Below are 21,070 nucleotides of genomic sequence, written 5' to 3'. Positions count from 1 at the left end.
GCATGGCTGCAGGTGCGCGGGATTCCGGAGCCGAACTCGGCAAGGCCCACACCCGGGTCGAGGGGCCCGACAAGGTCACGGGCCGGGCCCTCTACAGCTCCGACCGCACCGGCCCGGAGGCGGGCACCGCCCACGCCGCCCTGGTGACCAGCCCCATCGCCCGGGGCCGGATCACCGGGTTCGACCTCGCCGCCGCGGCCCGCATGCCCGGCGTGCTCGGCCTCTTCACGCATCGGGACTTTTCCGGGGCGGTGGCGCCGGTGAAGCACCTGATGGCCGGGGGCTACGCCAACAGCACGCACCGGCCGCTCGAATCCGACGCGGTCGCCTATGCCGGGCAGATCGTGGCCCTCGTCGTGGCCGAGACCCTGGAGGTGGCCGAGGCCGCGGCGGGCGCCGTTCGGGTCACCTACGCGGAGGAGCCCGCCGCCGGCGGCTTCGACGCGCCCGGGGCCGAGACCGTGCGGCTCGCCGACCTCAAGCCCCACCACGCGGACATCGCCCGGGGCGACGCCGAGGCCGGCCTGGCGGAGGCGGCCGTCCGCGTCGAGGCGCGCTACGAGACCCCAGTCCAGCACCACAACCCGATCGAGCTGTTCACCACCCGGGCCGCCTGGGACGGCGACCGGCTCACCGTGCACGAGCCGACCCGCTACGTCGGCGCCGTGCAGCACGGGCTCGCGGCGCAGCTCGGGCTGAATCCCACGCAGGTGCGGGTGGTGGCCGGCCTGATCGGCGGCCATTTCGGCTCGAAATTCGCGCTGTCGCAGCACACGGCGCTGGTCGCCCTGGCGGCCAAGCGGCTCGACCGGCCGGTCTCCCTGGTGCCGACCCGGCGGCAAGGCTTCACCATCGCCAATTACCGGCCGGAATCGCGCCACCGGATCCGGCTCGGGGCCGACCGGACGGGCCGGTTCACCGCCCTGGTGCACGAGGCCGAGACCGTGACGTCGCGCTTCGATCCCTTCGTCATGGAGGGCGCGGAGGTGACGGCGAGCCTCTACGCCTGCCCGAACATCCGCACCGAGGAACGGGCCGTGCGGGTCGACCGCAACACCCCGGGACCGATGCGGGCGCCCCCGGAGGTGCCGTTCCTGTTCGCCCTGGAGAGCGCCGTCGACGAGATGGCGGTGGCGCTCGCCATGGACCCGATCGAACTGCGCCGGATCAACGACACGGCGGTCGATCCGGTCTCGGGCAAACCGTTCTCGACGCGGCCGCTGATGGCCTGCTTCGACGCGGGCGCCCAGGCCTTCGGCTGGGCGCGCCGGGCGCCGCGCCCGGGTTCGATGCGCGACGGTCCCTGGCGGGTGGGGCTCGGCTGCGCCACCTCGGTGCGACCCGTAAAGATCGCCGCCGCGACGCTGCGGGTCCGGCTCGGCCCGGACGGTGCCGCGGAGGTGGCCTGCGCGCACCACGAGATCGGCAACGGCATCATCACACTGCTGGCGATGGGCGCGGCGGACGGGCTCGGGGTGGCGGTGGAGCGGGTCACGGTCCGGCTCGGCGACACGGACCTGCCGGCGGCGGGCATCTCCGGCGGGTCGAGCACGACCACCAGCCTGATGAACGCCCTGACGCTCGGCTGCGGGCAGATTCGCGCGGTCCTGGCGCAGGCCGCGACCGGGCAGGGCGGGCGCCTCGCCGGCCGGGATCCGGACACCCTGCACCTCGGGGGCGGGCGGCTCGCGGCCCCGGACGGGACGGGAATCGCGCTCGCCGAGGCGGTGGGTCCCGGGGGCGTCGAGACGCTCGCCGCGTTCGTGCCCGCGGGGGGCGACCGGGACACGGCCCTGGCGGCCCTGCGGCAGGGCCATATCGGGCTCTCCCTCGGCGGCGGCGGGCAGGCCGTGTCCTGGGGCTTCGGGGCGCAGTTCGCCGAGGTCCATGTCCATGCCGAGACCGGGGAGATCCGGGTGGCCCGGCTGACCGGCGCCTTCGCGGCGGGGCGGATCCTCAATCCGCTCACCGCCCGGAGCCAGCTCACGGGCGGGATGATCTGGGGCCTCGGCTCGGCGCTCCTGGAGGAGACGGTGGTCGACGGCGCCGCCTACCGCAACCCGGACCTGGCCGAGTACCTCGTCCCCACGGCGGCCGACGCGCCGGAGGTCGAGGCGCTGCTGGTGCCCGATCCCGACGCCCAGGTGGATGCGCTGGGCCTGAAGGGTTTGGGCGAGCTCGGGATCATCGGGGTGAACGCGGCCATCGCCAACGCCGTCCACCACGCCACCGGGCGGCGCATCCGCAAGCTGCCGATCCGGCTGGAGGACGTGGCGTGAGAGGGGCCACCCTCCCCCCTTTGCGGGGGAGGGTGGCCCGCGAAGCGGGTCGGGAGAGGGGAGCGACGGTGCAGGAGGACGCTATTGTCCGTCTTGAAGGCCTCGCCTCTTTCTGAAGCCGCGCTCCCCTCTCCCGACCCTCGCTGACGCGAGGGCCACCCTCCCCCGCAGAGGGGGGAGGGAGCGCGCCGTTCTGAGACCGACCTACTCCATCGTCGGCGCGAGCGTCTTGACCCCCTGCACGTCCTCGCCGAGCCACGCCGCGTTCTTGGCGGTGCCGTCGAAGGTCGCGCTCGTCTTGAACAGCTCGTACTTGCCCTCCAGCGCGTAGGGCCTGGACCGCGACAGCAGCTCGGCCACCGCCGCCTTGTCCATCGGCTCGAAGGTCTTCACCGCCTCGAACGCCTGGTCGAGGTCGCGCTGGTTCTGGATGCCGGTGATCACCACCGAGACCGGCAGGTTCAACGAGAAGTGCAGGTACTCGATCGGCTTGATCGGGGCGTCCGCCTTCAGGATCACCCCGTCGCCAAACGTCTTCATGGCGAGCGGCGCGATGCCCTCGGCCACGAGGTGCGGCAGCACCAGATGGCCGAACGAGCGGAAATGCGCGTCCATCACGTTGAGCGGCATCTGGCAGGAATCGAAGGCGAAGCCCCGCTCCTGCGCCACCGCCAGCATCTGCAGGTGGATGCGCGGGTCCTTGTGGCCGGTGAAGCCGATGTAGCGCAGCTTGCCCTGCTTCTTGGCCTCTAAAAAACCCTCCATGGCGCCGCCCTCGGCGAAGACCCGGTCGGGATCGTCGAAGCGCAGGATCTCGTGGTGCTGGACGAGGTCGATCCGGTCCGTGCGCAGGCGCAGGAGCGACTGGTCGATCTGCTTGAGCGCCTCCGCCTTGGTCCGCCCGTCCATCTTGGACATCAGGAAGACCTTGTCGCGGTAGCCGCCCTGCGCCAGCGCCGCGCCCATGCGCAGCTCGGAGCGGCCGTCGTTGTAGTCCCAGCAATTGTCCATGAAGGTGATGCCGCGGTCGATCCCGGCATGGATCAGCCGGGTCGCCTCGTCGTCGGTCACGGCGCTCTTGCCGAGGTGGAACCCGCCCATGCCGATGGCGGAGATCTTTTCGGAGGTCTTCCCGAAGGTCCGGTAGAGCATCTCGCCCCGGCGCTCGCCGGGATCGGTGACGAAGGGCAGGTCGGCGGGGTCCTGCGGGCGGGTGTTCGGGAGTGCGGGGGCGTTCACGGCCGCACCTGCGCTGCCGGCGCCCGCCAGAGTAGTCCCTGTAAGCCCTGCGCCGAGCACGGCGCCCTGTAGGAAGCTGCGGCGTTCCATCGGCTGTCTCCGTTCGAGGATGTCCGGGTGAGGGGAGGTAACAGGTCGTACCGGGTCATCGTTCGCGCTCCTCGGCGAGGCGTCCTGCCGCGTTGAGCAGGCGCAGGGCGGCGCAGGCGGCGCCGTAGCCGTTGTCGATGTTGACCACCGTGATGCCCGGCGCGCAGCTCGCCAGCACGGCGTCGAGGGCCACGCGCCCGCCCGCGGCGACGCCGTAGCCCACGGAGGTCGGCACCGCGATCACCGCGCCGGCGACGAGGCCGCCGACCACGCTCGGCAGCGCCGCGTCCATGCCGGCGGCGACGATCACCACCGGATGCGCCCGGATCTCCTCCAGCCGCGTGGTCAGCCGCCACAGGCCGGCGACGCCGACATCGGCGAAGAGTGTCGCGGCCCGGCCGGCATAGGCCAGCGTCCGGAGCGCCTCGCGGGCGACGGGGACGTCCGAGGTGCCGGCCGCCACCACGGCGACCCGGGCCGGTCCCCTGACCTCCGGCGGCGCGCCGAACACGGCCGTGTGCGAGACCGGGCAATAGTCGAGCCGCGCCATCTCCCGGAGGCGGGCGCATTTCTCCGGGTCGAGGCGGGTGAGGAGGAGCGAGGCGCCCCGGGCGCCGGCGGCCGCCAGGATCGCGTCGATCTGTTCCGGATTCTTGCCGGCGCAGTAGATTGCCTCCTCCAGCCCGATCCGCTCGGGCCGGGCGAAATCGAGGGTGAATTCTTCCGTGACGCTCATGATGGGGACGCCCCCGTCAGGAACGCGCTGCCGACCCGGTAGGGGGCGAAGCGGACGAGCCCGGCCAGACGCGGCGGCGCGATCGCCCGGATGCCGGCCCCGAGTCGTTCGCGATCCTCCGCGGCGAGGGCGGCGAGGCTCTCGGCATCGAGCTCCACCACCACGCCCTCGGCGCGGACCCGGCATCGGACGGCCCGCTTGGCGCCGGCCCCGGCGTCGAGGGCCCCGCCCACCAGGCGCTCGACCGCGTGGATGAAGCCCAGGGTCTCCGGCTCGATGGCGATGCCGGTCTCGACCCGGCTCGACAGGCAGGGCGCGGCCGGCAGCTCCGCCACCGCGCCGAGGCCGAGGTCGCGGGCGAGCGCCCGGACCGCCGCCTTGTCGAACCCGGCCTCCACGTAGGGGTGGCGGACGCCGTGCGCCCGGGCGGCGTCGAGGCCGGGGCGGTACTCGCCGAGGTCGTCGCGATTGGCCCCCGACAGGATCTGGCGGTCGGTGACCTGCCGGACCGCCCCGTACAGGTTGGTCTTGCAGAAGAAGCAGCGGTTGACCGGGTTGGCCCGGTAGGCCGGGTCGGCGAATTCCCCGGCCTCGATCACGCGCAGGTCCCAGCCCTCGCGGGCGGCCTCGGCCCGGACCCGGGCGGTCGCCTCCCCGGGAACGGCCGGCGAGACCGCGTGGACCACCAGGGTCGCCCCCGGCGCCAGCCGGTGGGCGAGGGTGGCGAGCGTCAGGCTGTCGACCCCGCCGCTCACCGCCACCGCGACGGGGCCGAGCCCCGACAGGACCGATTCGAGATGCCGGCGCGTCACCGCCCCTCCTCCTGCTCGAGCGCGCGGCGCTCGGCCTCCCGGCGCAGGGTCGCCCGGGCCGCGTGGCCCGCCTGGTCCCGGGCGTCGTCGGCCTCGGCCTTGGCGGTGCGCCCGCCCGGCCGGTCGACGACCTTCACCCGGACCGGCCGGCCGCCCTGCTCCACCGTGCGGGCGTCGCGGTCGAGCACCGCGCCCTCCACCCGGTGGTAGCGCAGGCCGATCGTGGTGGTCTCCCGGAAGCAGGCCTCGATGGCGGCCTCCAGGCTGTCCGGCCGCACCAGGGCCTGGATATGGGCCATCATCCGGCCCTTCTTGCCGATGACCGGGGCCTGCACGACGTCCAGCATCCCGGGCTCGGCGCGCAGCCGGTCGAGGCCCAGGGCGAGATCCTCGCCCGACTGGTCGTCGACCTCGAAGGCGATCACCGCGAGATCCCGCCGGCTCCCCGCGGCGGCGTCATCCTCCAGCACCAGGGCGCGCAGGCAGTTGCTCAGGCCCGGCAGCACCTTCGTGCCGAAGCCGATGCCGGTGCGCCCGAGGATGCCCCGGGGGCGGCCCCGCCCGGGAGCGCCGCCGCAGAGATGGCGCAGGATCGCCGCCCCTGTGGGGGTGACGCGCTCGCCGGGAATCCCGTCGTCGAGGGTGGAAAACCCTTCGAGCAGCAGGGTCGTGGCCGGCGCCGGGACGGGGAGGGGGCCGTGCTGGGTCTTCACCCGGCCGGACCCGAGCGGCAGGGCCGAGACGCTCCAGCTCCGCGCCTCCAGGGCGGCGATCAGGTGGGCGGCGGCCACGATGTCGGCGATCGAGTCGACGGCGCCGACCTCGTGGAACGCCACCGCCTCGACCGCGAGGCCGTGGACCCGGGCCTCGGCCTCGGCGAGGTGGCCGAAGATGGCGAGGGCATGCGCCCGGACGGCGGGGGCGAGGTCGGCCGCCGTCAGCGCGGCGCGGATCTCCGACCAGGGCCGGTGGCCGTGAGGCCCGTCATCGCCGTGATCGTGCCCGTGATCATGGGGCGTGTGGGCGTGTCCGGCGTGGGCGTGCCCGGCGTGGGCGTGCCCGGCGTGGGCGTGCCCACCGTGATCGTGCCGATGCGGCGCGGGGGCCCGGTCCGCCCCGGGGGCCGAGACGGCGAAGCGCAGCCCGCGCAGGATGCCGTCGTTGTGGGCCTGAACCGCGCAGGCGATGCCCGCGTCGGCCGCGCGCACGCTGGCGCGCACGCCCTCCAGGTGTTCGGGAAAGGCGTCCAGCAGCGCGGCGGCGAACATGTCGCCGGCGACGCCGCCGAGCGCGTCGAGGTGGATGTGCATCGTCTGCCGGTCGATCTGCCGTGAATCACGACGTTTCGCACAGATCGGCCGCGGACGCGGCAAGGCAAGGTTCGGCGGATGACCGCGACCGCGGCGTTTCGCCCGAAACCCGCGGCTCGAACGGAGCCATCCTGGTCCATCGATGGTGCAGGGCAGTGCCCTGCGCCATCCGCGGGGCTCTGCCCCGAGACGCCGCCAAAGGGACGATCCCCTCGGAATCCACGCGATCGGGTCGACAGGCGATCCCGCGCGGCAACGGTCTACGTGGCGGCCCCGACCGTATCGGCCATGTGCGCCCGGCGCGTGCCCAGGGGTTCCGGCTCGCCCACGGTCGTGTCCTCGGCGGTCTGATGCTCCATCTCGGCGTTCACCTGGGCGCCGGCCAGCACGATCATGGTCGAGAGCCAGATCCAGGTCATGAATCCGATGGCCGCGCCGAGCGAGCCGTAGGTCTTGTTGTAGCTGCCGAAATGGGCGACGTACCAGGAGAACAGCAGCGACGCGACCAGCCAGAGCAGGGCCGCCAGGCCCCCCCCCGGCGTGACCCAGCGCCAGCGCGGGGCGTCCCGGCTGGGACCGTAGCGGTAGAGCATGGCGAGGCCGAACAGGACCGCCACGAGCAGCGTCGGCCAGCGCAGGAGCGTCAGCCACCACGCATCCGTGCCGAGCCCGACATAGGACAGCACCACCGGCAGGACCACCACCGCCGCCAGGGCCAGGACGAGGAACAGCAGCGCCCCCGCGGTGAAGGCGAGGGAGGCGAGGTTGAGCATGACGACGTTGCGCTTCTCGCGCTCGTTGTAGACGAGGTTGAGCGCGTCGAAGACGTGCTTCATGCCGCCGTTGGCGCTCCAGATCGACAGGACGATGCCGAGGAGCAGGCTGAACCCGAGGGTGGTGTCGCCCTGCGCGTTCAGGCGCTTGACCTGGTCGCCCACGATCTCCAGCGCCCCCTGGGGCAGGATGCCCTGGAGGCTGGCGAGCTGGTCGTTGATGGTCGAGGCGTCGGCCACGAGGCCGTAGCAGGAGACCAGGGCCGCCACCGCGGGGAAGATCGCCAGGAGCGTGAAGAAGGTGACGCCGGCCGCGATCAGCGAGAGCCGGTTCTCGCCGATGGCGCGATAGGTGCGGAGCGCAATATCCTTCCAGCCCTTGGCGGGGATCTCGGTGGGTCCCGCGGCGGCGCGCCCGCGATCGGTCTGGCTGCGGGCGACGGCGTGCGCCGCGTCCCCCGCATGCGCGGGGGACGGCCGGCGCGCCCCGTCCTGGGCGGGGGCCGGTCCGGCGGGCCGCCCCCCGTGCGGGCGGGTTCGCGGGAGGGCGACCACGCCGATCAGCGCGGTGGCGAGGGCCAGCGTCCAGACCATGGAGGCGGGTCCCTGAGGACCGGCATCCTCGGGGCGGGCGGGTTCGGGGGCTGGCATGGCGGATCTCGGACGGGGTCGGGCCGGCGACGGGGCGGAGATTCCGAGGCGTGTGACGACGCGTCCGAAGAGCCGCAGCTGCGAGGGGAACGCCGCATCGCGTGCAACGGTTCGCCCTGCAGTTGAAACATGCACGGTGAACCACCCAGGCCGGCGGCCGCGGCCGAATGGCCTTCGGGGAAAGCGCTAACCCATGTTGCGGCATCGGCCGCCCGGGCACGCCACAACGATCCCGCGGGTTCGACCGGCCCGCGCCGACGCCCGGACCTGAATGCCCGACACCGCAGGCTCATCCCTCTTCGATCCCGTCGAGGAAGCCCGGCACGGCCTGCCGGAGGCCGTGCGCGCCCATCTCGGCAGCCTGCTCGGCCATACCTACGACCGGATCGGCCCGGCGCCGGGGTCCGCCTCGGACCGGTTCGCCGAGCTCCTGGCCCGCCTCGAGACCGCGCTCGCGCAGGAATCGGGCGCGCGTGAGGCGTCCTTCCGCGCCGGCCTCCTGGAGGTGGTGCCGGCGCTGCACCGCTTCGCCGTCTCCCTGACCCGCGACCCGGCGGCGGCCGACGACCTCGTGCAGGACACGCTGCTGCGCGGCTGGCGCGGCCGGGGCGGCTTCACCACCGGCACCAATCTGGAAGCGTGGCTGTTCACGATCCTGCGCAACGTCTTCTACAGCCAGCACCGCAAGCACGGCCGGGAGGTCGCCGACACCGACGGCAATTACGCCGAGCGGCTGACCAGCATCCCGGAGCAGGGCGGCCACCTCGACCTCCAGGATGTGCGCGCCGCCCTCGACCGGCTCGCGCCGATGATGCGGGAGGCACTGGTCCTCGTGGCGATCGAGAACCTCAGCTACGAGGAAGCCGCCGCCGTGATGAACTGCCGGATCGGCACCGTGAAGAGCCGCGTCTGGCGCGCCCGCGAGCAGCTCGCGCGGATGCTCGGCTACGGAGGGGACGAGATCGGCAGCGACGGCGTGATGCTGTCGGTGACCGGCACCACGGCCTGATCGGCGGCGAGCGCCGTTTTCAACGTCGAACGATCAAATTCGGCATTTATCCAGATGTATTCATCAGGAATTTGACTTAGGTAAAAGCGCCCGGGCACAGACCTGGGCGATATGAGGAGGGTTGGGCCGATCCGTCGGCTCGGCTCGGTTCCCGTCGGTGTGACATCCCCCCGATCCACCGACGGGAGCCCCCTCGGATCCTCAGCGCGCAGCGCCGTCCGCTCGGTCCGCGTCGAGTTGCAGCAGCAGCTCCGCCAGGCGCGGATCCAGGACCTCGTCGATCACCGGATCGTACATCGCCCGCAGCTGGCGGCCGAGCCGCACGCGCGTCTGCGCGTCGAGGACCGGGCCGCCCGCGACCGGGATGACCCGCAGGGCGACGGGTGCTCCGCCGGGCCCCGTCCGCGCGGCCTGTCTGGAAGCGGCGGGTCTCGGGGCGGCGTTCTGGGGTTCGAAGTGAGGCATGCCTCCTACATCGGCCCGCGGCGGGGCGACGGCAACCGCCCGGCCGCACGGAGTTTCGGGGACCGGAGCGATGGCGCATCGTCCCGCCCCGGTCCGGGGGGTCAGCGCAGCCCGTGGGCCGCGAGTTCCTCCGGTGCGTGCCCGGCCGCCGCCTGCCGCGCCAGGATCGCCTCCAGCGCGGCCGGACGGTCGTCCCAGGCATCGACGCCGACATCGCAGGACCGGGTCGTGTCGGCCAGCCAGCCGTGGCTGTGGCCGTAGAGGTGGCGCGTCTCCCGCCACAGGCCCGGCCAGGCCCGGTGCGCGTAGTGCGACAGGAACAGGCGGTGCTCCCGGCCCTCGGCGTCCGGGATCGACAGGCGGGCGCTGTCCACGGGCGGCTCCGCCCAGGGCAGATCCAGCACCCGGTTCGAATCGTGGTTGCCCCGAATCAGGCGCTTCGTCCCGTTCAGCCGGGCGAAGATGGCCGCGCAATGGGCGCGGCTCGCATGGGCGGCGAAGTCGCCCAGGTGCCAGACGCTGTCTCCGGGGCCGACGACGGCGTTCCAGCCGGCGACCAGGGCCTCGTCATGGGCCTCGACGGTGTCGAACCGGGCCCGGCGCTGCCGGAGGATGTGCGGATCGCCGAAATGCGTGTCCGCGGTGAAGAAGATCGCCATGCCGCCGAGACCCGCCCCCGCACTCGCATCCCTCGAGACCGTCACGCCGGACCGCGCGTTCGCGCATCCCGGTGGACCGGAGCGCACGCCCCGGAATCGGCATCCGGTCGACGGGCGCGGCGCCGGTCGCGCCGGTGGGTGCCGGCCTCAGCGGCCGACCGTCCGGCGCAGGGCCTCGACCATCGCCTCGACCGTTTTCTGGGCGGTCTCGCCGAGGTCGATCTGGGCCTCTCCGGCGGTGACGAGGCCGCGCCCCGCCAGTTCGGTGACGCCCTCGGGATCGGCCTCGTGGCCGGCGCCGTCCCGGCGGATCACCGAGGTGACGCGCTCGCCGCTGACGAGCCGATGGTAGGCCGCGAAGGCGAAGATCGAGAGCGCCTTGTCGGAGAGTCCGTTCACGTCGTCGGCCATGCCTGCTGTCCTCGCCTGCGATCCCTGCGTGCAGCCCCGGGGTCGGGCCCGACGGACGAACGCCGCACGCGGCCGGCGGCTCCGGATGCCGGCGGGGGTGCGACGACGGGTGCGGCATCGCCGACACGCGCGCATCGCACCGGGACTGTCTTCCTGCTAATCTGCCGCCCTCCATGACCGCACAGACCGACCTGACCGAAGTGGAACCCAGCCCCAGCGCGCCGCGGGGGCTTGCGCGTCCCGATCTCGACTATCGCCTGCGCCAGCAGGCGATCCTGTCGGAATTCGGCGTCGAGGCCCTGCGCGGCACCGACGTCGACCACCTGCTACAGCGGGCCGCGGCGCTGTGCGCGGAAGGCATGGGCGCCGAGTTCTGCAAGGCCCTGGAATACCGGCGCGGCGCCGACTCGCTGCTGGTACGGGCGGGCGTCGGCTGGGGGCCCGAGGTGATCGGTCGGGCCCGGGTCGGGGCCGACCTCGCCTCCCCGGCGGGCTTCGCCCTCAAGACCGGCCGGCCGGTGATCTCGAACCACCTCGCCGCGGAGACCCGGTTCCGCACGCCCCAGCTCATGGCCGACCACGGCATCCGCCGGGCGATCAACGTGCTGATCGAGAACCGGGACGGCGCCTTCGGGGTGCTGGAGGTGGACGACACCCGCGAGGGCATGTTCGAGGAGGCCGACATCGCCTTCATGCAGGGCTTCGCCAACCTGCTCGGCGGCGCCATCGAGCGCCAGCGCACCGAGAGCCTGCTGCGCGCCGCGCTCGCCCGCCAGGATCTCCTGGCCCGCGAGATGAGCCACCGGGTCAAGAACAGCCTCGCCATCGTGGCGAGCCTGCTCGCCCTCCAGGCCCGCGCCGCCGAGGCCGAGCCGGCCGTGCGGGCGGCCCTGTCGGACGCGCGCAGCCGCGTCGAGGCGATCGCGGGGGTCCACGACCAGCTCTGGCGGCAAGGCGACGAGGCCGAAGGGCAAGGCGAAGGGCAAGGCGGAGGGGAGGGGGTTCCGGGCGAGCTGGATCTGGCACCGTTCCTGGAGAAGCTCGTGGCCAATCTCGCCAGCGGCAAGCCGGGCCAGCGGCTCGTCTGCACGGCCGCCCCGCACCGGATCTCGGCCGACCGGGCGATCCCGATCGGGCTCCTGGTCAACGAACTCGTCACCAACGCGCTCAAATACGCCTACCCGCCCGGGACGCATCCGGAGGGCGGCGAGATCCGGGTCCGGGCCGAGGCCAGGCCCGAGGGCCTCGTGGTCGAGGTCGCCGACGACGGGGTCGGGCTGCCCCCGGGCTTCGCGATCGGGCGCGCCTCGAAGAGCCTCGGCATGCGGGTCGTCGGAAGCCTGACCGGCCAGCTCGGCGGCAGCCTCACGACGCCGCCGCGGGCGCGGGGGGCCTGCTTCCGGCTGGAGGTGCCGCTGACGGCGTGAGGGCAGGGGCCTTCTCGGGCTCCCCTGCGCCGGGCCCGCTCAGGCCGCCCGCAGGCGGCGGCGCGCGCCGGAATCCTGGGCCACGGGCATGTCGGATCCGGCGATCGGCCGGAAGCGCCCGCCCGCGCCGTCATAGGCCAGGAGCGCGCCGGTCTCGATCTCGAAGAACCAGCCGTGCAGGCGCAGGCTCCCCTTGGCCAGCGCGGCCGCGACGCTCGGATGGGTGCGCAGGTTGGCGAGCTGCACCACCACGTTCTCGAGGGCCAGGGCGTGGTGGCGGGCCTTCGCGTCCATGTCCTCGGGATAGGCCTCGCAGACGATCCGCTCGGCGGCCTCGGCGTGGCGCAGCCAGGCCGCGACGCTGGGCATCCGCGCCAGGAGATTCCGGTTCATCAGCCCGTGCATCGCGCCGCAATCGGAATGGCCGCAGACCACGATGTCGCGCACCTGGAGCGCCACCACGGCGTACTCGATCGCCGAGGAGACGCCGCCGATCACGTCGGAGGCCGGGGGCACGATGTTGCCGGCGTTGCGGCAGACGAACAGATCACCCGGCCCCGCCTGGGTGATGTGCTCGGGGGAGACGCGGGAATCCGCGCAGGCGATGACCAGCGCGCTCGGGTGCTGCCCGTCGCGCACGAGCTGCTCGTACATCGCGCGCTGGCCGGGGAAGACGGTGCCCTGGAAGCTGGCGATGCCCTGGATGAGGCTGTTCATGACGGGATCCCTGACGGTGGGGGGTCGGGGGGAGCGGGGGATGCGGCCGCCCGGGACGGAGCCCGGCCCGATCGCGTCGTCCCGCACGGTCATCCGCCGACGTCGGGCACGTGCCCGGGCCGTCGGAGCGACCATGGGCATAGGCACCGCCGGGACGGTCGGATGTGCGTCCCGACACGGGACCAGGCGGAGCTTCCCGATCCTCCGCCTCGGATCGACCCGGTGCGCGCACGCCTCTCGGCACGCCCGCGCGGGTTTGACGGGTTCAGCCAGCGGACGCGCGCCGCGGATCGATCGTCCCGCGCCGCCGAGCGCCTCCCGGGTCCGGGGCCATGAGAGCGCGGGTCGCGTTCCGCTGTCGGGCCAGGAACGAGATCAAGAGCGGGATCAGGAGCGGGATTGCCTGGCCCGCAGGCCCGGCGGCGGTGCCACGGCCTCCGCGCGGGCCACCGGCAGGGGGACCGCCGCCACGTAGACGAAGCCGTCGGCCTCGTAGGCGAGACGGGCCGAGTTTCGACCCGCCAGGCCCCGCTCCAGGAGGCGCGTGCCGAATCCCGTCCGGGCCGGGGGCACGACCGGGGGACCGCCGCGCTCGCGCCAGCTCAGCCGCAGGGTCCGGGCGCCCGGACCGGTCTCCAGCGTCCAGGCCAGCGCTACCCGGCCCCCCGGGACCGACAGGGCGCCGTGCTTGACCGCGTTGGTGCACAATTCGTGCAGGATCATCGTGAGCGCGAGCGCCCCTTCGGGCGGCAGCCGCAGGTCGGGGCCCTCCAGGGACAGGCGGGGCGACGCCCCGCCGGAGGCGGCCTCCGCGGGAAAAATCTCCCCCAGGAAGGGACGGACGGCCTGGTCGGCCACGCTGCGCAGATCCGCGCTCGCCCAGCTCTCCCGGGTCAGGATGTCGTGGGCGCGCGACAGGGCGAGGAGCCGCGCCTCGAAGGCGTCGCGCCCGGCCGCGGCCCCGCCGCCGAGATTGCGCAGGCTCTGGGCCGCCATCGACTGCACGGTCGCCAGGGTGTTCTTCACCCGGTGATTGAGCTCGTCGATCAGCAGCCGGTGGGCCTCCGCGCGCCGGGCGAGCTCGTCGGCCGCCGCGCCCAGGGCGTCGGCGATCATCTCGCCCTCGCACACGAGGGAGCGGGGGAGCGGCGGCAGGGGTCGGTCGCGGCCCAGCGCCCCGGCCGCGGCCGCCAAGTCCCGCAGGGGGCGGGCGATCAGGCCGGCGAGCAGCCACGCGAGCAGCGCCGCCGCGAGCGCCACCGCGCTGCCCGCCGCCAGGATGTCCCCGCGCAGGGCCGCCGCCGCCGCCAGGGCCCGGTCGGCGGTCTGGCGCACCACCACCTGCCAGCCGAGGCCGGGATAGTCGCGGTAGCCCGCCGTCGCGGCGCGCGCGCTGAGATAGGCGGTGCCATCGGGCCAGGGACCGACCCGGCTCGTGCCCTGCGGGTCGAGGACCCGCCCGCCCGCCAGCGCGTCCCGGGGCAGGGGGCCGCCCAGCAGGGCGGGGGGCCCGAGGAGCACGGTGCCGTCGCGGGCCAGGATCAGGATCTCGGCCCCCTCGCGGCGACCCCGGAGCGAGCCTTCGAGGGTGCGGGCCATGTCGCGCGCCCAGGTCCAGTCGAGATGGGCGGCGAGCACGCCGACGACGCGCCCGTCCGCGGCCCGGACCGGGGCCGCGACGTCGAGGAGGCGCAGGGGTTCATGGACGGGGCGGGGTTCATGGGCAGGGCCGGGCTCATGGACGGGACCGGGTTCACGGGCCGCATGGCCCGGGGCCAAGACCGCCTGCAGGAGCTTGGCCGGGTGCACGTCCTCCACGAACGGGGTCTCGCGGCCGCGGCGGAAATAGGACCGGCCGGAGACGTCCGTCCCCTCCAGGGCCCCGGTGCTGGTCACCGCGACGCGCCCGTCCGCATCGATCAGCCCGATGATCGCGTAGGCCGGATAGGTCGCCTGCATGCGTTCCATCAGGGCGCGCTTGGCGGCCGGCCCGATGCCGGGATCGCGCAGGCTGTCCGAGGCCGCGGCGATCTGGATGTCGCGCCAGCGCTCGAACATCCCGAGATCGAGGCTGCGGGCCATCTGGCCGGCGATCTCGGCGAGCTGGCCGCCGACCTCCGCCTCGAGGCGGCGGCTCGCCTCGCGGCTCACCAGGGCGGCGAGTGCCAGGGTGGCCAGGAAGCCGAGGGTGCCGAAGCCCAGCGCCAGGACCACGCGCAGCCGCGGCACCGGAAACCCGCGGCGCGGATCGGTCCGGCCCGGGGGATCGGCCGGCCCGGCCGTAGACGCGGTCGCAGAAGGGGCTGCAGAAGGGGATTTCGATCGCGCGACCGCTTGCATCCGATCTCCCGCGGATCCGGCCCGTCTCCGTCGACCAAGCCTTCTCGACTTCAAGCCGTCGTCCCACCGTCTGAGCACGCACCGGTGGGCGCAACAAGGGTGCGGCGCCTCAGGGGGATGCGGAATCTCCATCCTGAGTTGCAAATATGACCCGGCCGCCCCGGATCCTTCAGCCCACCAGCAGGGCGTGGGCCGCCCGGACCAGGATCCCGTCCGGCCGGCGCAGGGCGTCGAGGACCGAGAAGTGCTCGGCTCCGGGCACCGGCAGCAGCGGCCCGGGGGCGTGGGCGGCCGCCCGCAGGGCATGCAGGTTGCGGGCATCGTGGATCAGAGCCGGCAGTTCGCCGGTGCCGTAGGCGATGCACAGGGGCTTGCCCACCGCCGGCAGGCGCAGGGGCGAGAGGGTCTCGACCTCCGCGTCGCTGAGGCCGAGCTTGGCGTCGAGACCGGTCTGGCGGATCGGCGCGAGATCGTAGACGCCCGAGATGGCGAGCCCCGCCGCCACGGCCGGGTGGCCGAGCTGCACCGCGGTGAGCAGCGCCCCCGCCGACCAGCCCGACAGCACCAGGGGGCCGCGGATCCCGTGGGCGGGCCCCTGCGCGGCGAGCCAGTCGAGGGCCGTGCCGATCTCGGCCGCGATCTGAGTGAGGCGCGCCTCCGGGGCGAGGGTGTAGCCGACCATCGCCACGGACCAGCCGGCGGCGTTCGGTCCTTCCGCGAAGCAGGCGAACAGCTCCCGGGCGCCCCGCTGCCAGTAGCCGCCGTGGAGGAAGACCAGGCAGGGCGCGGTGCCGTCCCGGGCCGGATAGAGGTCGAGGGCGTTGCGGGCGCCCGGGCCGTAGGGCCGGTCGAGATGCCCCGGATGCGCGGCCCGGTAGGCGGCCGAGGCGGCGTCCCGGGCCGCGATCTGCCGGGCGCTGTCGGCCACCGCGCGGGTGTTGTCGTAGCAGGCGTCCCGCGCCTCCGGATCGAGGGCGGTCCAGTGGCGGCGCGGATCGGCGGGGGTCGGATCGTCCAGGCGGAAGTCCAGAACCATCGTGGGTTGTCTCCGGCATCCCCATCACCCGCACCATGGCAGGATGCCGGGATCGGGTCGAGGCGGGTCAGTAACCCGGCCAGGCTCCCGGAATCGTCCCGCCGTAGCCCCAGCCCGTGAAGGGCGGCGCCGCGACCCGCTCGCGCGTGGCCGGGGCGAAGATCCGGGCGAACGGCCGCGGCTCCTGCCAGGCCCGCCAGTCCCGCAGCCGGTCGCGGTCGGCCATCCGGGCGAGCGTCCGGTCCATCTCGGAGGCCGGCCGTGGATGCCGCCCCGGCTGTGGCCGGGCCTCGGCGCGGGCCAGGGTCAGCAGGAGGAGGGGGAGGATCAGGGCCGGGAAGATCGCCTTGGGCGGGGGGCGCATGGGTCTCGGGCTCGACGGGAGGGGCCTGCACCGGCAGCTACGCGGCGGGCGGTCCTCCGGTTCCGGGATCCCCCGACGGCCGAAAACCCCGTACAGTCCCGGCCGGTCCCTCCTGATGATTCGCGCGGTCCATGACAGAGCCCGGACAGAACGCCGCCCCGCGCGCCGCCGAGGCCCCCGACCCGGTGGCGCTGCTGGCAACCCTCGTCGGCTTCGATACGGTGAGCGACCGCTCGAACCGGCCGCTGATCGACTGGGCGGAGGCCTATTGCCGCCGCCACGGCGCCGCGGTGGAACGGGTGCCGGACGAGACCGGCCGGAAGGCCGCGCTGCTCGTCAGCCTCGGCCCGTTCGCGAGCCGCCCCGGCTACGTGCTCTCCGGCCACAGCGACGTGGTGCCGGTGGCGGGCCAGCCCTGGTCGTCGGACCCGTTCACCCTGCGGGAGGCGGGGGGCCGGCTCTACGGGCGGGGCACCTCCGACATGAAGGGGTTCCTGGCGGTCTGCCTCGCGCTCCTGCCCGAGATGGCGGCGGCGGACCTCGCCACCCCGCTCCACCTCGCGATCTCGTACGACGAGGAGGTCGGCTGCCTCGGGGTGCGGCCGCTGATCGCCCGGATGCTGGAGCGCGTACCCCGGCCGCTCGGCTGCTTCGTGGGCGAGCCCACCGGGATGGAGGTGGTGGTCGGCCACAAGGGCAAGGCCGCCGCCCGCCTCACCTTCCGGGGCAAGGCCAGCCACTCGGCCCTGGCGCCCCAGGGCGTCAACGCGGTGGAATACGCCGCCCGGTTCATCGAGCATGTCCGGCTGTCCGCGGAGGCGCTCGCCCGGGACGGCGCCCGCGACGGCCTCTACGACGTCCCCCACACCACCGGCCTGTCGAGCGTGGTCCAGGGCGGCGCGGCGCTCAACATCGTGCCCGACACCTGCAGCGTCAGCTTCGAGTACCGGGCGATCGGCGCGGACGATGCCGGGGCCCTGGCGGCTTCGGCGATCGCCTACGCCACCGACACGCTGGCGCCGCTGATGCGGGCCGTGGACCCGGCCTGCGGCGTCGAAGTCGAGCCGCTGATCGACTATCCGGGCCTCGACACCGACCCGGAGGCGCCGATCGTGACCCTGGCCAAGGGGCTCGCCGGCCGCAACGGCCATTCCAAGGTCTCGTACGGGACGGAGGGCGGCCTGTTCGAGCGGCTCGGCGGCGTGCCCGCCGTGGTGATCGGCCCCGGCTCCATCGCCCGCGCCCACCGGGCCGACGAGTACGTGACCCGGGCCGAGCTCGACGCCTGCGCGGGCTTCGTGCGCCGCCTGATCGCGACCTGCCGGACCTGAAATCAGGGGATCCCAAAGGGCGTGCCCTTTGGTGGGGTGTCGGGGTGAAACCCCGACGAACGGCTCTTCCACGCCCTCGCGAGGGGGTGGAAGAGCCGTACCGCAGGGCTCTGCCCTGCACCCGCGAAAGGTCTCGACCTTTCGAAACCATGATTTTCGCCGATACGCCGCCCTATCTCGCGGGGATCTGATCCGAACCCCGGACCCCGCGATGGATGATCCCCGGCACGGCCGCTACGCCTACAGCGCCCTTCCCGACCGGCCGGTCTACGACTGGCCCGGCGGGCGGCGGCTCGCGGTCTATGTCGGGCTCAATCTCGAGACCTTCGATTTCGGGGCGGGGCTCGGGGCCGAACTCGCCCCGGGCGGCCCGCAGCCCGACGTGCTGAATTACGGCTGGCGCGACTGGGGCAACCGGATCGGGGCGTGGCGGCTGCGCGACACCCTCGAGGCCCTGGCCCTGCCGGCGAGCGTCCTGGTGAACAGTCGGCTCTACCGGGACTGCCCCGGCCTGATCGAGGCCTTCCGGGCGCGGGGCGACGAGATCGTCGGCCACGGCCGCACCAATGCCGAGCGCCAGGGGACGCTGCCGGAGGCGGAGGAGCGCGCCCTGATCGCGGAGGCCACCGCGATCCTGACCCGGCAGGAGGGGCGGGCGCCCGCGGGCTGGCTCGGCCCGTGGATCTCCCAGTCGCGGGTCACGCCAGACCTGCTCGCCGAGGCCGGCTACCGCTACCTGCTCGACTGGTGTCACGACGACCAGCCGACCTGGATGGCGACCCGCGGCGGCGGCCGGATCCTCGCCGTGCCCTACCCGCAGGAACTCAACGACATCCCGGCGATCGTCGCCCGCAAGGAGACGGGCCGCCAGTTCGCCGATGCGCTCGTCGACGCCTTCGACGAGATGCTGGAGCAATCCGCCACGGCCCCCCTGGTGATGGGGATCGCGCTCCACCCCTACATCGTCGGGCAGCCCCACCGGCTGCGGCCGCTCCGGGCGGCGCTGGCCCACATCGCGGCCCACCGGGACCGGATCTGGCTCACCACCGCGGGGGCGATCGCCGCGCAGGTCCCCGGCCCCGGCCCCGGCCCCGAGATCGGAACCGGGCCGAGGCCGTCGGCCTTTGACACCGCATCGTCTTTCTCCGAAACCCGGTGACCATCCGTCAGGACGATGCTCCAGACCGCCGCCATGCTGCGCCTGCGGGACTATCAGCGCGCCAGCCTCGACGCGCTCTCGGCCGCCTGGGGGCGGGGAGGGGGCGACGCGGCGGCGCCCGGCCACCTGGTCGTGCTGCCCACCGGGGCCGGCAAGGCCCTGGTCATCGCCGCCCTCGCCCGGGAGACGCTCGCCGAAAACCCCCGCGCCCGGGTGGCGATCGTCACCCATAGCCGCGAGCTCGTCGCCCAGAACTTTTCCGAACTGACCCGCTACTGGCCGGAGGCGCCGGCCGGGATCTTCTCCGCCGGGCTCCGGCGGCGGGAGGCCGGGGCGCAGGTGCTGGTCTGCGGCATCCAGTCGGTGGCCGACCGGCTCGACGCGGTGGGTCCGCGCGACCTCGTGATCGTCGACGAGGCCCACCTGATCCCCCGCGCCGCCGACACCCGCTACGGCCGGTTCCTGGCGGGCCTGCGGGCGGCGACCCCCGGCTTGCGGGTGGCGGGCTTCACCGCGACCCCCTACCGCCTCGATTCCGGTCGCCTCGACGAAGGCGCGGGCCGCCTGTTCTCCGGGATCGCCTACGAGGCCGACACGTTCGACCTGATCCGGCGGGGGTTTCTGGCGCCCCTCGTGTCCAAGGCGACGCTGACCCAGCTCGATGTCTCCGGGGTCGGACGGCGCGGGGGCGACTACATCCCGGGGGAGCTGGAGGCGGCGGTCAACCGCGACGGGATCACCCGGGCCGCGGTCGCGGAACTGGTGGATTATGGCCGGGGGCGGCGGGCGTGGCTCGCCTTCTGCGCCGGCCTCGCCCATGCCGATTCCGTGCGCGACGCCGTGCGGGCGGAGGGCTATGCCTGCGAGACCGTCTCGGGCGAGACGCCCCGCCGGGAGCGCGACCGGATCGTGGCGGGGTTCCGGGCCGGACGGACCCGCTGCCTGACCTCGGTGGGGGTGCTCGGCACCGGTTTCAACGTTCCCGAGGTCGATCTTGTGGCGCTCCTGCGCCCGACCCGCAGCACCGGGCTCTACGTGCAGCAGGTCGGCCGGGCGCTGCGCTGCGCGCCGGACAAGGCCGACGCGCTGATCCTCGACTATGCCGGGCTGGTGCGGATGCACGGCCCGGTGGACGCCGTCACCGTCCGGAGCGCCGCCGAGGTGCAGGGCCAACTGCGCGGCGGGGCAGGGGGCCTGCGCGCCAAGCCTTGCCCCGGCTGCGGTGCCCTGATCGCCCTCAACGCCTCGACCTGCGAGGCCTGCTGGACCGAGCCGGAGGCGGAGGCCCTGCCCCCGCACGACGCGGCGGCCGACGACGCGCTGCTGATCCTCTCGACCGATCTCGGCGGGCACGGCATCGGACCGGGCGGCCCTGCCCCCGCGCCGGAGCCCGCCTGGCATCCGGTCACGGGGCTGAGCCTGCAGGCCGCGCCGGACGGACTCGACCTCGTGATCGGCTGGCGGGACGGCGCCGCGGAGGCCGATTGGCACGTGCGCCTGCGACCCGAGCGGAGCGGCTACGAGCGCGAGAAGGCGGTGCACTGGTGGCGCGGCCTCGGCGGCGGCCGGGACGCGCCGATGACCGCAGCCGGGTTCCTAGACCGCGCCGCCTGCCTGACCCGGCCGGCGGCGATCCGGATCCGGCCCGGCCGGCTGTCGGAGCAGATCGAGTGCCGGGCGCCGGACGGGCGGATTCTCGGCGCAGTGCGGCGGCGGCCCGGGTACGACGCGTGACATCCGCGCGGGGAGGGGACTGGGACCGCCCTCGCCCGGCCGGCCCGGTGCAGATTCAGCGCAGCCTCGGCGAGTCCGGCGGAGCACGCCGCCCCGTCCGCCGCAGCGTTCCCGAAGGCTGGATTTCCAAAGGCTGGATTACCGCCGCCGCACGGCGATCCAGGCCCCCTCACCCCGCCGCATCGATGCGTCTAGTTCCATAATATATCTTATGCGAATTCCGGATGGGCATGGGCCGAGAGCAGCCGGGGTGTCGTCTTGCGGTCTGTCGGCGGTTCCGGCGTCGCCGGACCGAAGCCGGGCCGCCGCTCCGCCGGGACGGCGGTGTCGGAGATCGTCCGCCTCGGAGTCGGAGGCAGCCCCGTGGCTGGACGGATCGGACCGCGCCGTCGATCGGGGGCAGGGCCGGTTGGGTCCCCTCCCCGCCGGTCGGACGCCGCTCCGGTCGCCTGCCGGCCTTGGCGGTGGTCGCCCGGGATGGGGCCACGGTGAGATCGTGGCTTGAGGGCATCGTCCTGAAAGTCGGGA

At 74.1% G+C, this 21,070-nt stretch carries 18 protein-coding genes; 6 read left to right on the top strand and 12 right to left on the bottom strand.

The genetic code is table 11. The annotated features are described in order from the left end of the window. The first annotated feature begins 2 nt into the window (after positions 1-2). Positions 3-2,279, top strand: a complete 2,277-nt coding sequence (locus AC3IF1_RS18170) for a xanthine dehydrogenase family protein molybdopterin-binding subunit (RefSeq protein ID WP_489218737.1) — start codon at positions 3-5, stop codon at positions 2,277-2,279. 204 nt (positions 2,280-2,483) lie between these two features. Here the strand turns inward: AC3IF1_RS18170 and AC3IF1_RS18165 are convergent, their stop codons facing one another. From AC3IF1_RS18165 to AC3IF1_RS18145, 5 genes are all read right to left on the bottom strand, one after another. Continuing rightward, entirely contained in the window at positions 2,484-3,608 is a 1,125-nt protein-coding gene (locus AC3IF1_RS18165) for an aldo/keto reductase (RefSeq protein ID WP_489218736.1), read from the bottom strand. Between the two features lie 55 nt (positions 3,609-3,663). After that, positions 3,664-4,344, bottom strand: coding sequence for a nickel pincer cofactor biosynthesis protein LarB (gene larB, locus AC3IF1_RS18160; RefSeq protein WP_489218735.1), 681 nt, complete (start codon positions 4,342-4,344; stop codon positions 3,664-3,666). Beyond that, a complete protein-coding gene (gene larE / locus AC3IF1_RS18155; protein WP_489218734.1) occupies positions 4,341-5,156 on the bottom strand; it encodes an ATP-dependent sacrificial sulfur transferase LarE in 816 nt (271 codons plus the stop codon). The genes larB and larE overlap by 4 nt, the downstream gene beginning before the upstream one ends. After that, a complete protein-coding gene (larC, locus tag AC3IF1_RS18150; RefSeq protein ID WP_489218733.1) occupies positions 5,153-6,466 on the bottom strand; it encodes a nickel pincer cofactor biosynthesis protein LarC in 1,314 nt (437 codons plus the stop codon). Before larC ends, larE begins: the two co-directional genes overlap by 4 nt. 260 nt (positions 6,467-6,726) lie before the next feature. Beyond that, positions 6,727-7,890 (bottom strand): YihY/virulence factor BrkB family protein, encoded by a 1,164-nt coding sequence (locus AC3IF1_RS18145; RefSeq protein ID WP_243968845.1) that lies wholly within the window; start codon positions 7,888-7,890, stop codon positions 6,727-6,729. A 271-nt stretch (positions 7,891-8,161) separates the two neighbouring features. On the opposite strand from AC3IF1_RS18145, the gene AC3IF1_RS18140 reads away from it, so the two are divergent. After that, positions 8,162-8,899, top strand: coding sequence for a sigma-70 family RNA polymerase sigma factor (locus tag AC3IF1_RS18140; RefSeq protein WP_243968843.1), 738 nt, complete (start codon positions 8,162-8,164; stop codon positions 8,897-8,899). Between the two features lie 201 nt (positions 8,900-9,100). On the opposite strand, the gene AC3IF1_RS18135 is transcribed toward AC3IF1_RS18140, so the two are convergent. The 3 genes from AC3IF1_RS18135 to AC3IF1_RS18125 all read right to left on the bottom strand — a co-directional run bounded on the left by AC3IF1_RS18135 (position 9,101) and on the right by AC3IF1_RS18125 (position 10,434). Beyond that, on the bottom strand, positions 9,101-9,364 hold the full coding sequence (locus AC3IF1_RS18135) for a hypothetical protein (RefSeq protein ID WP_489218732.1): 264 nt from the start codon (positions 9,362-9,364) through the stop codon (positions 9,101-9,103). A gap of 101 nt (positions 9,365-9,465) precedes the next feature. Further along, entirely contained in the window at positions 9,466-10,023 is a 558-nt protein-coding gene (locus tag AC3IF1_RS18130; RefSeq protein WP_243968870.1) for a metallophosphoesterase, read from the bottom strand. 147 nt (positions 10,024-10,170) lie between these two features. Beyond that, a complete protein-coding gene (locus AC3IF1_RS18125; protein WP_489218731.1) occupies positions 10,171-10,434 on the bottom strand; it encodes a hypothetical protein in 264 nt (87 codons plus the stop codon). Positions 10,435-10,607: 173 nt separating this feature from the next. On the opposite strand from AC3IF1_RS18125, the gene AC3IF1_RS18120 reads away from it, so the two are divergent. Next, positions 10,608-11,861: a sensor histidine kinase gene (locus AC3IF1_RS18120; RefSeq protein WP_489218730.1), complete on the top strand. Its 1,254-nt coding sequence runs from the start codon at positions 10,608-10,610 to the stop codon at positions 11,859-11,861. Between the two features lie 39 nt (positions 11,862-11,900). On the opposite strand, the gene AC3IF1_RS18115 is transcribed toward AC3IF1_RS18120, so the two are convergent. From AC3IF1_RS18115 to AC3IF1_RS18100, 4 genes are all read right to left on the bottom strand, one after another. After that, positions 11,901-12,578, bottom strand: coding sequence for a carbonic anhydrase (locus tag AC3IF1_RS18115; protein WP_243968836.1), 678 nt, complete (start codon positions 12,576-12,578; stop codon positions 11,901-11,903). Positions 12,579-12,965: 387 nt separating this feature from the next. Beyond that, a complete protein-coding gene (locus AC3IF1_RS18110; protein ID WP_243968834.1) occupies positions 12,966-14,918 on the bottom strand; it encodes a sensor histidine kinase in 1,953 nt (650 codons plus the stop codon). A gap of 169 nt (positions 14,919-15,087) precedes the next feature. After that, positions 15,088-15,954, bottom strand: coding sequence for an alpha/beta hydrolase (locus AC3IF1_RS18105; protein ID WP_243968832.1), 867 nt, complete (start codon positions 15,952-15,954; stop codon positions 15,088-15,090). 67 nt (positions 15,955-16,021) lie between these two features. Continuing rightward, the gene (locus AC3IF1_RS18100; RefSeq protein ID WP_243968830.1) at positions 16,022-16,318 is read right to left on the bottom strand and encodes a hypothetical protein; all 297 of its coding nucleotides are present in this window, start codon (positions 16,316-16,318) and stop codon (positions 16,022-16,024) included. 131 nt (positions 16,319-16,449) lie between these two features. Between AC3IF1_RS18100 and argE the strand changes: the two genes are divergently transcribed. The 3 genes from argE to AC3IF1_RS18085 all read left to right on the top strand — a co-directional run bounded on the left by argE (position 16,450) and on the right by AC3IF1_RS18085 (position 20,542). Beyond that, positions 16,450-17,649, top strand: coding sequence for an acetylornithine deacetylase (argE, locus tag AC3IF1_RS18095; RefSeq protein ID WP_243968828.1), 1,200 nt, complete (start codon positions 16,450-16,452; stop codon positions 17,647-17,649). A 211-nt stretch (positions 17,650-17,860) separates the two neighbouring features. Continuing rightward, the gene (locus AC3IF1_RS18090) at positions 17,861-18,808 is read left to right on the top strand and encodes a polysaccharide deacetylase family protein (RefSeq protein WP_489218729.1); all 948 of its coding nucleotides are present in this window, start codon (positions 17,861-17,863) and stop codon (positions 18,806-18,808) included. A gap of 33 nt (positions 18,809-18,841) precedes the next feature. Continuing rightward, a complete protein-coding gene (locus tag AC3IF1_RS18085) occupies positions 18,842-20,542 on the top strand; it encodes a DEAD/DEAH box helicase (protein WP_489220415.1) in 1,701 nt (566 codons plus the stop codon). The last annotated feature ends 528 nt before the right edge of the window (positions 20,543-21,070 follow it).

The organism is Methylobacterium sp. E-012 (assembly GCF_057836545.1).
Note: the sequence above shows the minus strand (reverse complement) of the source record. Positions and strands in the feature narration are given on the sequence as shown.